General features: G+C 42.2%; 9 protein-coding genes. 2 read left to right on the top strand and 7 right to left on the bottom strand.

The window, feature by feature from the left end:
• Positions 1–5 precede the first annotated feature (5 nt).
• From G601_RS0114765 to G601_RS0114735, 7 genes are all read right to left on the bottom strand, one after another.
• The gene (locus G601_RS0114765) at positions 6–692 is read right to left on the bottom strand and encodes a GntR family transcriptional regulator (RefSeq protein ID WP_026665830.1); all 687 of its coding nucleotides are present in this window, start codon (positions 690–692) and stop codon (positions 6–8) included.
• A 46-nt stretch (positions 693–738) separates the two neighbouring features.
• The gene (locus G601_RS0114760; RefSeq protein WP_026490551.1) at positions 739–2172 is read right to left on the bottom strand and encodes a 2-isopropylmalate synthase; all 1434 of its coding nucleotides are present in this window, start codon (positions 2170–2172) and stop codon (positions 739–741) included.
• Positions 2173–2417: 245 nt separating this feature from the next.
• Complete coding sequence (locus G601_RS25245) at positions 2418–4130, bottom strand: methyl-accepting chemotaxis protein (RefSeq protein WP_051205890.1); 1713 nt, start codon at positions 4128–4130, stop codon at positions 2418–2420.
• Between the two features lie 345 nt (positions 4131–4475).
• Positions 4476–5462 (bottom strand): Ig-like domain-containing protein, encoded by a 987-nt coding sequence (locus G601_RS0114750; protein ID WP_026665829.1) that lies wholly within the window; start codon positions 5460–5462, stop codon positions 4476–4478.
• 267 nt (positions 5463–5729) lie between these two features.
• Complete coding sequence (gene leuS, locus G601_RS0114745; RefSeq protein WP_026490549.1) at positions 5730–8147, bottom strand: leucine--tRNA ligase; 2418 nt, start codon at positions 8145–8147, stop codon at positions 5730–5732.
• A gap of 80 nt (positions 8148–8227) precedes the next feature.
• The gene (locus G601_RS0114740; protein WP_026665828.1) at positions 8228–10192 is read right to left on the bottom strand and encodes an EAL domain-containing protein; all 1965 of its coding nucleotides are present in this window, start codon (positions 10190–10192) and stop codon (positions 8228–8230) included.
• A 152-nt stretch (positions 10193–10344) separates the two neighbouring features.
• Positions 10345–12435 (bottom strand): elongation factor G, encoded by a 2091-nt coding sequence (locus G601_RS0114735; protein ID WP_026665827.1) that lies wholly within the window; start codon positions 12433–12435, stop codon positions 10345–10347.
• 264 nt (positions 12436–12699) lie between these two features.
• Between G601_RS0114735 and G601_RS0114730 the strand changes: the two genes are divergently transcribed.
• Positions 12700–13800, top strand: coding sequence for a prephenate dehydrogenase/arogenate dehydrogenase family protein (locus G601_RS0114730; RefSeq protein ID WP_026665826.1), 1101 nt, complete (start codon positions 12700–12702; stop codon positions 13798–13800).
• A 47-nt stretch (positions 13801–13847) separates the two neighbouring features.
• Positions 13848–15179 (top strand): 3-phosphoshikimate 1-carboxyvinyltransferase, encoded by a 1332-nt coding sequence (gene aroA, locus G601_RS0114725; RefSeq protein WP_026665825.1) that lies wholly within the window; start codon positions 13848–13850, stop codon positions 15177–15179.
• Positions 15180–15227: the final 48 nt, after the last annotated feature.

Below are 15227 nucleotides of genomic sequence, written 5' to 3'. Positions count from 1 at the left end.
TTATATTAAGCTTTTTCAAACATTTCCAACAATCCGTTATTTACCATATTATCATAAGCACTACGCATATGCCTATTGGCAATTTTCTCAGCCCTGTCAGCATCCTTGTCACGGATTGCCTCCATGATCTGCCTGTGCTCATCATTGCAGTCCTTACCGCGTTTTCCGGCCAGGGTCTTCTGTCTTATCTGCCATACATACTGGTGATAGTCCTTGAGCAGGTGCTCTAACATCTTGGAATCGCAGGATTCATATAATGTTGTATGGAACCTGTTATCAAGCTCTGCCAGCTGATCGAAGTGTCCCTTCTTTTCATGAAAATCTGCCAGATAAACGATTTCCTCAAGGTCCTCCATCTGCTCATGGGTTATATTTTCACAGGCCCACCTTGCACAGAGTCCCTCGAGCTTGGATCTTATCATATAAATATCCCTGATATCCTTGGCACTTATGCCAACGACATAAGCTCCCTTATTAGGAATAATCTGGACAAGGCCCTCCAGCTCAAGCTGCCTTAGTGCTTCTCTTACAGGTGTTCTGCTGACGCCAAGCTCTGCACCTATGGCAACCTCTTTAAGTTCCTCGTGATCTGCATATTTTCCGTTCAGGATGTCTTCACGTATTCTGTTAAATACTCTTCCCCGAAGTGAGTATTTATCTGTAACTTCCGTTTTTAAGTCTTTCTTTTCCATATCTTCTATTGTCTTCCCTCTTATGGATTCCTTCTAAAAAAGATTATCATTTGGAAAGTTCTTTTATAGCTCCGTCTGTCACTTCAATTCCAATGAGCTTTGAAACCTCAGCGATTTTTTTGGTAAGCTCCTCGTCATACATAACAGTTACACGTCCGTTAGCATATTCCTCATCTACCCATTCCTTAAGAACAAGCACAAGCTTTGAGTCTTTTCCGATAGCCTCATCACCCTTTAAGTGATAGTGAACATTGATCCAGTGAGCTATACCTGCAAGTCCTGAAGTGTTTGATACAGCACTTACAGGGGGTCTTCCAAGGAACTTATCCGTATCAAAAATGTTATAGATCTCCTCATTTTTAAGAAGTCCGTCTGCGTGGATACCTGCTCTTGTCACATTGAAATTCTTACCAACAAAGGGTGTCTGCGGCGGGATGTGATATCCAAGCTCCTTCTCGTAGTACTGAGCAAGCTCTGTAATAACCTGTGTATTCATTCCGTTCAGAGTACCCTTAAGCTGAGCATACTCAAATATCATTGCTTCAAGAGGTGTATTACCTGTTCTCTCACCGATACCAAACAGTGATGCGTTAACACCTGAGCAGCCATAGAGCCATGCAGTTGTTGAGTTGCTGACTGCCTTATAGAAGTCGTTGTGTCCATGCCACTCTATAAGCTCACTGGGAACACCTGCGTTAGTATTAAGCGCATAAATGATACCCTGAACACTTCTGGGAATAACCGCACCTGAGAAGTTTACACCATATCCCATGGTATCGCAGGCACGAACCTTGATCGGTATTCCATACTCCTCTCTGAGCTTCATGAGCTCAACACAGAAGGGAACTACAAAGCCATATATATCAGCTCTTGTGATGTCCTCAAGGTGGCATCTGCAAGCAATACCCTCCTCAAGGCAGTCGCGAATAACACTAAGATAGTGCTCAAGAGCCTGTTTTCTTGTCATCTTAAGCTTTAAGAAAATATGATAGTCTGAGCAGCTTACAAGGATACCGGTCTCCTTCATGCCGATTTCCTTAACAAGCTTAAAATCCTCCTTGCTTGCGCGGATCCAGCTTGTAACCTCAGGGAATTCATAGCCTCTCTCCATACATTTATAAACAGCATCTCTGTCCTTTTTGCTATATAAAAAGAACTCACTGGCACGGATCATTCCGTTCGGTCCGCCAAGCTCATGCATCTTATCGTAAATGTGAACTATCTGCTCTGTTGAGTAAGGTGCTCTGGACTGCTGTCCGTCTCTGAAGGTTGTATCTGTGATCCAGATGTCCTTAGGCATGTTGTGAGGAACAATTCTATCATTAAATGGAATCTTCGGAACCTCATCATATGGGAACATATTTCTGAAAACATTGGGTTTTTGTACATCGTCAAGAATATACATATGTTCCTCAATTTGTAACAGATTGTTATGTTCATTCATCGTCACCGGTCTGTTCTGGAATGTCTCGTCCTGCATTTTGGTTCCTCCCTTAAAACTGTTTGTTTTGCTATTATATAAAATCTTTGTATTATTGTATACAATGATACGAAACATGTCAACGCTTTAATGTGATAAAGTGATAAAAAATCAATAAAAAGATGGCAGATGAACAATATGCTCATCTGCCATCTTTTTATTCTTCAAATCAAACGGGAAGTTCTGCTCTCGCTCCGCTCGCCAGAACAACTTCAGCTGACTAAGCTCGAAAAAACCTCGCTAAGTCATCTGAGTTTGAACTGGTTAATCAATCTTGTAAGATCCTCAGACTGTGCTGTCAGCGACTGTGATACATTGCTGGATTCCTGAGCTGTCTCAGAATTACTCTGCACAACAGTAGATATCTGATCGATACCTTCGTTGATCTCTTCCATGCTGGCTGCCTGCTGCTGTGCCATCTCTCCGGTGTCAGCGATCATACCGGTAATCTCTTCAACTGATGCCTGCATCTGCTGAAGTGCTTCTGTGGTCTCAGCCACAACATCATTACCGTTTCTAATCTCTTCCATTGTATCCTGGATAAGCTGGTGAGTATTCTTAGCAGCCTCTGTACTCTGGCTTGCAAGTGTACTGATCTCATCAGCAACAACCGCAAAGCCTTTTCCTGATTCACCTGCTCTTGCTGCCTCGATTGAAGCATTAAGTGCAAGGAGCTGTGTCTGCTTGGCAATGGATTCGATTGTATTTGTTACCTGCTCGATCTCGTTTGAAGCCTCTGTGATTCTGACCATAGCATCTGTAACAAGATGCATCTTTCTCGCACTGGCATCTGCATCATCGCGAACCTTGCCGGCCATCTGACGTGATCTCTCAGCTGTCTCGGCCATGGTCTTGGTCTGCTCTGTAACTGTGTTAACAGAAGCTGTAAGCTCCTCAACCGCAGCAGCCTGATCCGTTGCACCCTCTGCAAGGTCTGTGGCGCCTCTGCTCATTCCGCTTGCGCCCTCAGATACATGGTTGGAGGATTCTCTTACATGAGCCAGGGTATCTGACAACGAATCTGTGATATTATCTAAAGCTTCGCTGATAGGAGCAAAATCTGCTTTATACAATTCGGGATGAAGTGTTCCCTGTGAAAAATCGCCGTCCGCAACGAGCTTAAGAGTCTCTCTGATATCTGAAACAATCTGCTCTGTTACACCTGTGGATTCACTAAGATCCTTGGCGAGTCTTCCAAGCTCATCCTCTGATTCATAATCAATTTCGATATGAAGGTTTCCTTTTGACATCTCGTCAGCTGCCTTGGAAATTTCTTCAACAGGAATAAGGATAGCCTTTGAGAGTTTTTTCTTAACATCGATGATGTAAAGAAGTACAAGGATAACTATGATCAAAGTGATCGAGCTCATTACGATTCCGAGAATAAGTGCATTCTTATATGCCTTTTCTGCAGATTCTGTAGAAGCGCTTGATACACTCTTGAAATCCTGAACTGCCACATCAAGTGAAGGATATAACGTATCGTTGAAGTAGAAGAATATCTCCTCGGAGGTAGATCCATCATTAAACATATTACCGAGGGTAACTCCGTTCGCTTCAACAGCCTTAAGATCCGAAGATACCTTATTTATGGATGAACTGTCATCCATAACCTTGGCAAGCTTACTGAGGTTTTCATCGAACTCCTCAAACTTACCCATTGCTTTATCAAGCTGTTCCTGCCTGATACCCTCATCTGGTGACGAAAGTGCCCACAGGAATGACTTAGCCAAAGCCTGAATATCAATTCTTATCTCAGCCTGAATCGTATTCATCGTATAATACTTTTTGTATATCGTACGAATAGAAAACAGCGCTGAAACAATTGTAATTGCCAGAATTGCAACAGCGATGCAGAACATCGTAATGATCTGCTTGAAGGTGGAGTTGAATTTTTCCTGAACGCTGAGATTATGAATTCGCTTCTCATCTACGCTCACAAGATTCTTTATACTCATAATTTGCCCCCTATCATAAAAGAAAACCTACCTACACTTAATTTTAGCAAATTATGTGAATAATGCAGTAATATATTAACGATTTTTCAAAAATTTTATATTTATAAATTTTGTAAAATTTTTTAGCAAACAGTCAGTATATCCGCCACAGAATTGATATTTGTCTCAGCCCTGTTGCTCTTTGCTGCAGCCCCTATTGCCACGCTGTGCATTCCTGCCGCAATGGCTGCATCTATCCCTGCATCTGCATCCTATTGATGGTATAGGTGACTACGAAACCTCACATATAGGTGCAAGAGTCAGATGGAGAACCAGTGCCGGTAAATAATTCAAACCTTACCGGTACTATTTCACCTTTATTTTTTGCGATTTTGAAAAATGGCCATAGTATTTCTTTCCTTCATACTTCCTGAATGCTCTTACCTTAACCTTGTAGGTGCCTTTGGGAAGCTTCTTTGCCGTAAAGGATCTCTTTGTAGTCTCTACGATTATCCACTTGCCACTCTTCCTGTACTTTATCTGATATCCACTGGCATCAGTGATCTTCGCATACTTTACCTTAAATTGTCCCTTGCCTCGCTTAAGCTCTGAGATGGTAACCTTTGACGCCTTGACATTCTTCATCTTTTCAAGGCCTGTGGGGCTGCCAACTCTTACTTTTATGGAGCCGATCTCCTGTCCATCCTTATTCTTTGCAATAACACGGCATTTTCCGACCTTAAGTCCATGGACATAAGCTTTTCTATACTTTTTGCTGTCTCTTTCTACAGTAGCGATCTCAGTATTGGTGCTCTCCCAGATTATCTCTGTATTTATTGCATCGGTGGGATATACCTCTCCGGTGATCGTTTCAATTTCGTCAGGCTTTATCTTAATCTCATCATCCTCAAACAGGAGCTGGGTATAATTCTTCTGCCTTACATTCACATGACAGGATGCAGTTTTTCCGTTGGCTGTAGTAACGGTTATATCAGTGCTTCCAATTGCCACGCCCTTTACAAGACCATTACTGTCAACAGTCGCATAAGAGCTCTGACTGCTATTCCAGGTATAGGTTGTAGTAGCTGTGGTCGGTGTAAGTGTCGGTGTAAGTGTAAATGACTCTCCGGGTGAAATATCCCTTGTTGTTATATCCAGAGTAACTCCCTGGGGTTCATTTGCATCAACAGTCACAGCCTCCGTATCCGGTACGGTCACAACCTCAGATCCGTTTCCAGCCCCTGGTTCTGTCTGACCCCCTGGCGTTGTTTCGCCCTCTGCCCTTGTAGCTATAGCCGTATTAAAAAATACCGTAAGCGAAAGACAAATGATCATAATTAAGCTGGTAAACATGTTCCGTCGGTTTTGTTTCCTCATAATATTCCCCTCATAAGCTCGCACTGCATGAAAAAACATGCATCAAAACAACGTATCTATGATATATTCTAACAATCAAAGCCCAAATAATCTCACAATATCCAACTATTTAAGAGTAAATTTATAAACGCATAAAAAAATTTAAACTCCTTTAATAATGTGCAATTCATAACAAAAACCGCTACATGTTCATATCGAGCATGTAGCGGTTTTGAAATTGTATCTTTTATAGGACAGCTGATATTACTTCATAACAATGTTCACGATCTTGCCGGGAACATAGATCTCTTTGATAATATTGCCATCAAATTTGCCTGCAATAGCTTCCTTAGCCTTAGCAAGTACATCATCCTTAGCATCATCCTTGCCAATTGAGATGGTTGCACGAACCTTACCGTTAACCTGAACAGCGATCTCTATTGTGTTCTCTACAGTAAGTGCCTCATCATACTCAGGCCATGTCTGCTGGTAAAGTCTTCCCTCACCACCGATTCTCTGCCAGATCTCCTCTGTGATGTGAGGAGCAACAGGGTTAAGCATTGTGATAAGTGTCTTATACTCAGCCTTGTTTACTGCATTCTTCTTATAGAAATCATTGATAAGTGACATCATAGCTGCAATAGCTGTGTTGTACTTAAGGTTCTCAAAGTCGCTTGAAACCTTCTTAATGGTTCTGTGCATCTCACCCTTAAGATCATCTGAGTACTCATCTCCGTCAACAAGAATATCCTGTAGCTTCCATACTCTCTCAAGGAATCTGCGACAGCCCTTAACGCCGTCCTCAGACCATGAAGCAGCAAGGTCGAACGCACCGATGAACATCTCATAGGTACGAAGTGTATCAGCACCGTAATCCTCTACGATATCATCAGGATTAACAACGTTACCACGGGACTTACTCATCTTCTCGCCGTTCTCACCAAGGATCATTCCGTGGCTTGTTCTCTTCTGATAAGGCTCAGTTGTAGGTACTACGCCCTGATCATAGAGGAACTTGTGCCAGAATCTTGAGTACAGAAGGTGAAGTGTTGTATGCTCCATTCCTCCGTTGTACCAGTCAACGGGAAGCCAGTATTTAAGTGCTTCCTTGCTGGCAAGTGCATCCTTGTTGGTAGGATCTGTATATCTGAGGAAGTACCATGAAGATCCTGCCCACTGAGGCATAGTATCTGTCTCTCTCTTTGCAGGTCCACCACAGCAAGGGCATGTTGTGTTAACCCAGTCTGTCATAGCTGCAAGAGGTGATTCACCGTTATCTGTAGGCTCGTAGCTGTCTACCTCAGGAAGGAGCAGCGGAAGCTCTGACTCATCGATCGGAACAAATCCGCACTTCTCACATTCAACGATTGGGATAGGCTCTCCCCAATATCTCTGACGTGAAAATACCCAGTCACGAAGCTTGTAGTTAACCTGTGCATGACCAATCTTCTTCTCTTCAAGGAAGGAGATCATCTTTTCCTTAGCATCTGCTACTGAAAGGCCATTGATGAAGTCTGAATTAATAAGTACGCCTGTAGCAACATCTGTAAATGCAGCAGCATTAACATCAACCTCTTCACCATCCTTGGCAACAACCTGGATGATAGGAAGATCAAACTTCTTAGCAAACTCCCAGTCTCTGTCATCATGGGCAGGAACCGCCATAATAGCACCTGTACCATAGCTCATAAGTACGTAATCTGAAACCCAGATCGGGATCTCTTTTCCGTTAACAGGGTTGATAGCCTTAAGACCATCAATCTCAACACCTGTCTTATCCTTGGCAAGCTCTGAACGCTCGAAGTCTGACTTCTTGGCAGCTGCCTCTCTGTATTCGATAACTGCGTCCCAGTTATTGATTCTGTCCTGATACTTATCAAGGTAAGGATGCTCAGGAGATACAACCATATATGTTGCACCGAAAAGTGTATCGCAACGTGTTGTATAAACTGTAAGGTGATCCTCTGTATCCTTGATTGCAAAGTCTACCTCTGCACCTGTTGAACGTCCGATCCAGTTCTTCTGAGAAACCTTGACTCTCTCAATATAATCAACACCGTCAAGACCATCGATAAGCTTATCAGCATACTCTGTGATCTTGAGCATCCACTCACTCTTAACCTTGCGGACAACCTCAGAACCGCAACGCTCACAAACGCCGTTAACAACCTCCTCGTTTGCAAGACCAACCTTACATGAAGTACACCAGTTAATAGGCATTTCCTTCTTATAAGCAAGTCCGGCCTTGAAGAGCTTTAAGAATATCCACTGAGTCCACTTGTAGTAATCTGGATCAGTTGTATTAATTTCTCTGTTCCAGTCAAAGGAATAACCCAAAGAATGAAGCTGGCTCTTGAACTTCTTAACGTTGTTAGCTGTTACGATCTTAGGATGAATGTGATTCTTGATCGCATAGTTCTCGGTAGGAAGTCCGAAAGCATCCCAGCCCATGGGATAAAGAACGTTATAGCCCTGCATTCTGCGCTTACGTGCAACGATATCCAGCGCTGTATACGGACGCGGATGACCTACATGAAGTCCCTGACCTGAAGGATAAGGGAACTCAACAAGTGCATAGTACTTGGGCTTAGAGTAATCATTGCTTGCTGCAAATGCATTCTCATCATCCCAAATCTTTTGCCATTTTTCTTCAACTTCTTTGTGATTATATAACTCTGACATTTGAGATACCTCGTTTTTTTAGAATATAGTTAAGAATTTTATCATATTAAAGTGCCATATTCAAGCGAGGTACCTCAGTTCTATGTTATGGAAGTCATCCTTTTTTTGGTAAAATATTTGCCCAGACTCTCAATGGGCGCAGGCTTTGCGTAATGATAGCCCTGAATATAATCGAATCCTCTGTCGATACTGAATTTCTTCTGGGTCTCATCCTCGACACCCTCAACCAGAGTAACAAAGCCATTTTTCTTGAAAAAATCGATCATATAGGTAATGATATCGTCTACGCGGTCGTCCTGAATAGATTTATAGAGAAGTGATTTATCGAACTTAATGGTCTGAACCGGAACATCAACAACTCTCTCGAGATTTGAATAGCCTGTTCCGAAATCATCCATATAAAGCTGTATACCTTCATTGTTAAGCATATCCATATTGTGCTTAACAGCTTCATAGTTGTCCGCCATCATGGACTCTGTAAGCTCAAGTCTTATCATCTTCTGATCAACCTTGTAGCTGTGGATTATGTCCATAATTTCCTTATAGAAGGTCTTATCAGTAAAATCTGCAGTTGAACAGTTTATCGTCACTGCATCAAAATCATACTCCTCTGAGAGCTTTTCCAGAGCCTTGCAGACCTTGTGCATCATTATAACGGTTAGAGCATGGATACAGTTGTTCTTCTCTGCGATCTGGATAAATGCATCCGGAGGAATCATCTTTCCATCTATTGTAAGTCTCATCAGTGCCTCTGCTGACCTGAACTCATCCTTCTCTACACTGTAGATAGGCTGGGCATAGCAAAGAATACGTTCATCCTCGGGATCCATCTTAACCCTGATATCCATAAGCGCCTGCTCGATCTTAAACACTTCATCAAACTCTCTGAAGTCTCTGCCATTGGCGAAGTAATACACATTTTCTCCATCCTTGAGCTTCTGTTCTCTCATGTACCACATGAAGAGCTGTGACCATTTATTACCAACTGCAGCAAACCTTCTGCTATCTCCGCAAACACCAAGGAAATAGTGAATATGCTCCTCTGTTCTTTCATAGAAATTATCCAGAATATCTCTTATATGTTCCGCATAATTCTCGGCATCAGAGCGCTCCTTTGTCTCAATAACAGATACAAAGGTTCCAAAGTTTACCCTATAGAGGAAAATCTTATTAGATATTCTCTCAATTTCCCTGCAGACTCTTGCCATCTCCACAGTAAGACCAGCATAGTCAGGTGTAAAGGAACTATCCGTGATCTGGGGGAAATCAATATATGCCAGGTAGAAAATCCTCCCCCTTCTTGTATTTGTCAAAAACTTACTTTCAAGAGCGCCCAGATTCTGACATCCGGTCTCTTCATCATAGGGATTTGAATGGAAAAGCTGATAGAGAATAACCAGCGGCATTACGTAAGTCGCACCTGTGAAAATTGAGTGTCTGGCAATTATCTGAGCCACAAGAAATACAAGTTCTACAGGTAATAATATGAGTGCTGCTCTTATAACAATTCTTGAAACATAACGCCTTCTCAAGAAACATGCAAAAGTGCAGATAAGCACACAAACAATACCTGCAACACAGTAAAATCTTGTAAAATGATATATATCTATACCATCAGTTCTGACAAAATACAGATTCTTCATTGCAACCTGATAAATCACACCTGCAAAGTATATAGTTGCAACGAGAACATAGAGCATTACTATTACAGATTTTTTCTTCAATCTTTTCTCACTTAAGAGATTCACATAATTGAATATGAGGATAAGAATAAAAAGATATAAAACCAGAAAAAGTACAAGTAATGCCGTAAATGAATTTCTATCATAATAGGTTTCAACATTACTTGCGACTTCTACTATCATTATCTGAGTTGCAGTCGCAAATACAGACACAACAGTTCCCAAAACAAGGAACTTGAAGGATTTTGACTTTTTTGGCTTGGTCAGAGATATAAAAATCAAAAGAAGCACAGCAAAAATAAGGCTGGCATATTCTCCGATTATGTCATATCTTAACCCCATATGCATTCCAAATTGTGGCATATCAATTCCTCACAAAAAGCATACTTATGCATCATCAGATTTATCGTATCATATAGATATAAGCACGCTTTTAAAAAACTATAAAAAAATAATAAAGAGCTGACATTTCGTAAATTGAAATGTCAGCTCTTTTATAGTCATTTTATTACAGCTTAATCTTCTATGCTGTTTTCCTTAACCTTTTCAGCTCTTGCTGCAACTTCCTTCTGCTGAATATCTGAAGGAGCCTGCTCGTAGCGAGCGAAACTATATTCATAGTCTCCTGCGCCACCTGTCATGGATCTTAAGGTTGTGCAATATCCATAGAGTTCCATCATCGGGATATCAGCCTCGATAACCTGCTTGCCATCGCCGGTAGGATTCATTCCAAGTACGCGGCCTCTTCTCTTGTTAAGGTCACCCATTACGTCACCGGTGAATGCATCCGGAACAGTAACCTTAAGTGTAGCGATGGGCTCTAAAAGAACAGGTGTAGCTTCCATGAAGCCCTTCTTGAAGGCGTTGCTTGCTGCAACCTTGAATGCCATTTCTGAAGAGTCAACCGGGTGATAGGATCCATCATAAAGTGTAGCCTTTACACCGACAACTGGATAAGCTGCAAGAGGTCCTCTCTGAGAAGCCTCAGCAATACCCTTCTCAACTGCCGGGAAGTAGTTCTTCGGAACAGCACCACCTACTACAACCTGATCAAAGATATAAGCCTTTGTATCGTCGCCTGAAGGCTCGAAACGCATCTTAACGTGTCCATACTGTCCGTGACCACCGGTCTGCTTCTTATACTTGTACTCTACATCTGAGTTCTTGCGGATTGTCTCTCTGAAAGCTACCTTCGGCTTATCGAGATCAATACCAACCTTGTACTCGTTAAGGAGCTTACTTACAGCGATCTCAAGGTGCATATCACCCATACCATAGATAAGTGACTGATGATTCTCTGCATCGTTTACAACCTTAAGAGTTGCATCCTCAGCTGAAAGCTTGGCAAGTGACTGAGCAATCTTATCGATATCAGCCTTGTTCTGTGCCTTATATCTCATGTATGTGTAAGGCTCGGAAATATCCATCTTAGCATACTGTACAGGATTAGCCTTTGTTGAAAGTGTATCACCTGTAGAGATATCAAGCTTCTGAAGGGCACCAAAATCACCTGCGTGAAGCTCGGGAACTTCAATAGTCTTGTTGCCCTGCATTACATAGATCTTACCGATCTTAACTTCTGTATCCTTATTGGAATCGTACATAACGTCATCAGTCTTGATAACACCTGAACGAACCTTGATCATTGAATACTTTCCAATGAAAGGATCCATCATTGTCTTAAATACAAAAGCTGTCTTCGGCTTGGAGAAATCGAAGTTAGCTTCGAAAATCTCATTGGTCTTCATGTTGATGCCGGCCATCTTGCGATTTTCAGGTGCAGGCATGTACTTAATGATATCATCAAGCAGTGTGTAAACACCCTGTGCAAGAATACTTGATCCCATCTCAATAGGAACGATTGAACCGTCACATACGTTGTTTCTGAGTGCAGATCTGATCTCCTGCTCTGAGAAGGTCTCTCCGCTGAAGTATCTGTCCATGAACTCTTCACTGGTCTCAGCAACTGCTTCCATGAGAGCATCACGATACTGACTCAGATATTCCTTGTTGTAATCAGGAACCTCGCACTCAACTGCGTCCTTGCCTTCCCAACGGAAGCCCTTTTCCTGAATAACATTTACGTAACCAACAAACTTCTCATTCTCACGAATAGGAAGATTGAAGGGTGCTATCTTCTTTCCATATTTATCTGTAAGGTCCTGAACTACCTGTCTGTAGGATGCATCATCGATATCCATATCTGAAACGAAGAACATACGAGGGATACCATACTTTTCGCAAAGATCCCATGCTCTCTCTGTTCCGACTTCAACACCGGCCTTACCGGAAACTACGATGATCGCTGCATCAGCAACGCTCATTGCTTCCTGTACTTCGCCAACGAAATCAAAGAATCCGGGTGAATCAAGAACGTTTATCTTGTGTCCATCCCACTCCATTGCAATGTTGGTAGTGCTGATTGAAAACTGACGCTTCTGTTCCTCTTTATCAAAGTCACTGACGGTATTTCCATCAGATACTTTACCCATTCGGGAAGTAATTCCGGAGAGGTAAGCCATTGCTTCCGCCAGGGAAGTCTTGCCGGCTCCACCATGACCTAAGAGTACGACGTTGCGTATTTTGTCACTTGTGTAAACTTTCATATCTTGCTCCTCCAAGTCTTAAATTATGTTGGGAAAAAATATTGAAGTATTTTTTAGATTCCCCCTAACCCTATGGATATATTTTACTAAAATTGTGCATACAATACAAGTAATTCGGTCAAATTTGCACAATTGGGTAAAAAACATCCAATTAATAGATGTTGTAAAATCAAATCGATTGATTTTCGCACTTTAACGTGTTATAGTGTAAACTGTTCAAGGCTTTTTTATACTACTAAATATGTACTTTCCAAGGAGTTTTTCATGAATACAGATAATCTAACCTGTGGTTTTATAGGTCTTGGTCTTATCGGCGGTTCTATGGCCAGAGCCCTGAAAGCCAAGAATCCTAAGATCCGCATTATTTCATATACACCCCATCCCGAAACATCACTCAAGGCTAAAGAGGATGGAATCGTTGACGAAGCCTGTGAGAAGGTTGATGAGAGATTTTCAGAGTGCGACTACATTTTTCTGTGCGCACCGATTGAAAGAAATAATGATAATCTTTCTCTTATAAAGCCTTATCTCAATCCTAAGACAACACTTACTGATATCGGCTCTGTTAAGACAAGCATCCATGAGCATGTTAAGGAGCTTGGACTTGAGGAGCAGTTTATCGGCGGCCATCCCATGGCAGGTACCGAGAGAATCGGTTACATAAACTCTAAAGCTTCTATCTTAGAGAACGCTTTTTATATTCTTACAAAAACAGAAAAGACAACCGACGAACGAATTGAAAACTACAGGGAGCTGGTTGAGATGATGGGCGCTACACCGCTTATTATCCCCTATGAGCAGCACGACTTCATAACAGCTGCAGTAAGCCATGTTCCTCACGTTATAAGCGGATGCCTTGTTAATCTTGTTCATGACAGCGACTCAGAGGACGGTCTTATGAAAATGATCGCCGCAGGTGGCTTTAAGGATATCACCAGAATTTCATCATCTTCACCTGTTATGCTTCAGCAGATATGTCTTACAAATCACAAGAACATATCCGTACTGCTTGATAAGTACATCAGCTATTTAAATGAGATGAAGGCAGTTATAGATGATGTTGACGGCAACGGTCTTATGGATTTCTTCTCATCCGCAAGGGAATACAGAGATTCCTTCAATGACCTTAGACGCGGTCCTATCCAGAAGACCTATGTTATCCGTGTTGATATCGCAGATGAGCCCGGTAACATCGCATCAGTTGCCACTCTTCTTTCCGTCAACGGAATCAACATCAAGAATATCGGCATTGTCCATAACAGAGAATTCGAACACGGTACATTAAGTATAGAATTTCATGATGACAAAGCCATGGAAAAAGCATTAAAATTATTAGAAACTCACGGATATCCGTCAGTTGACTGATACCCTTTGACACACTAACTTTTACTTGAAAAAAGAGGGAACCAACCATGATCAGTATTGAAAAAAGCACAAAGCCTTTAACCGGCAATGTATTTGTTCCGGGGGACAAATCAATTTCTCACAGAAGCATCATGTTCGGTGCTATTTCTGAAGGAGCCACAGAGATAACAGGTTTCTTAAAAAGTGGAGACTGTCTCTCCACAATTGAATGTTTTAAACAGCTCGGTATCCTTATTGAGCATTCCCAGAGACCCATGAACGGTGTTCCTACCATAACCGTACACGGTAAAGGACTTCACGGTCTCCATGCTCCGTCTTCTACTCTTTATACCGGCAACAGCGGAACCACAACCCGCTTATTATCTGGAATTCTGGCTGCGCAGCCCTTCGATTCCATGATCACAGGTGACAGCTCAATTGAAAAACGTCCGATGAACAGAATCATCAAGCCCCTTACACAGATGGGTGCTGATATCAGCTCTGCTCTTGGCAATGACTGTGCTCCTCTTATGATCAAAGGTGGCAAGAGACTTCGCGGCATATCCTATCACAGCCCTGTTGCTTCTGCTCAGGTTAAATCCTGTGTTATTCTCGCAGGCCTTTATGCAGAAACAGATACTGTAGTTTATGAGCCCGCGCTTAGCAGAAACCATACAGAGATAATGCTTCGTGCATTCGGTGCTGATATCCATGACGAGGTTGATGTTAAAGGTGGCTCCTCCGCTATCCTGCATCCGGGACTCCCTCTTCGTGGAATCAAGGTAAATGTGCCCGGGGATATTTCTTCAGCAGCATATTTCATCGCAGCTGCACTCCTTGTTCCCGGCTCTGACATCATCATTCACAATGTTGGAATCAACAAGACAAGATCCGGAATTCTCAGCATCCTCACTCAGATGGGCGCTGATATCCAGCTTGAAAACGTAGATGAATCAATTGAGCCAAGAGCTGATCTTCACGTAAGATACTCAGAGCTTCACGGTAATGAAAACGGACGCTTCGAGGTATCAGGAAAGCTTATCCCGACCATGATCGACGAGCTTCCCATCTTTGCTGTAGTTGCCGCAACAGCTGATTGCACCACTATAATCAAGGATGCAGCGGAGCTTAAGGTAAAGGAATCAAACAGAATCGATACCGTATGCAATAACCTGAAGGCCATGGGCGCTGATATAGAGCCCACAGATGACGGAATGATAATTCATGGCGGTAAGCCACTTCATGCTACCGATATCGATTGCAACAACGATCACAGAATAGCAATGAGCTTTGCAGTTGCTGCTCTTGCTGCCGAAGGTTCAACAAGAATTCTTGATGATAAGTGCGTTGGAATATCTTATCCGGACTTCTTTAAGGATCTTAAAAATCTCACAAAATAAAACATAGCCATGCGATCAAATCGCATGGCTCTTATTTTTTGTCTTAAA

The organism is Butyrivibrio sp. FC2001 (assembly GCF_000424125.1).
Lineage (GTDB): Bacteria > Bacillota > Clostridia > Lachnospirales > Lachnospiraceae > Butyrivibrio.
Note: the sequence above shows the minus strand (reverse complement) of the source record. Positions and strands in the feature narration are given on the sequence as shown.

What these genes read in the sequence shown, in the direction of transcription:
- G601_RS0114740 (WP_026665828.1), bottom strand. Translation starts at nt 10,192, where the DNA reads ATGCCACAATTTGGAATGCATATGGGGTTAAGATATGACATAATCGGA.
- leuS (WP_026490549.1), bottom strand. Translation starts at nt 8,147, where the DNA reads ATGTCAGAGTTATATAATCACAAAGAAGTTGAAGAAAAATGGCAAAAG.
- G601_RS25245 (WP_051205890.1), bottom strand. Translation starts at nt 4,130, where the DNA reads ATGAGTATAAAGAATCTTGTGAGCGTAGATGAGAAGCGAATTCATAAT.
- G601_RS0114735 (WP_026665827.1), bottom strand. Translation starts at nt 12,435, where the DNA reads ATGAAAGTTTACACAAGTGACAAAATACGCAACGTCGTACTCTTAGGT.
- G601_RS0114760 (WP_026490551.1), bottom strand. Translation starts at nt 2,172, where the DNA reads ATGCAGGACGAGACATTCCAGAACAGACCGGTGACGATGAATGAACAT.
- G601_RS0114765 (WP_026665830.1), bottom strand. Translation starts at nt 692, where the DNA reads ATGGAAAAGAAAGACTTAAAAACGGAAGTTACAGATAAATACTCACTT.
- G601_RS0114730 (WP_026665826.1), top strand. Translation starts at nt 12,700, where the DNA reads ATGAATACAGATAATCTAACCTGTGGTTTTATAGGTCTTGGTCTTATC.
- aroA (WP_026665825.1), top strand. Translation starts at nt 13,848, where the DNA reads ATGATCAGTATTGAAAAAAGCACAAAGCCTTTAACCGGCAATGTATTT.
- G601_RS0114750 (WP_026665829.1), bottom strand. Translation starts at nt 5,462, where the DNA reads ATGTTTACCAGCTTAATTATGATCATTTGTCTTTCGCTTACGGTATTT.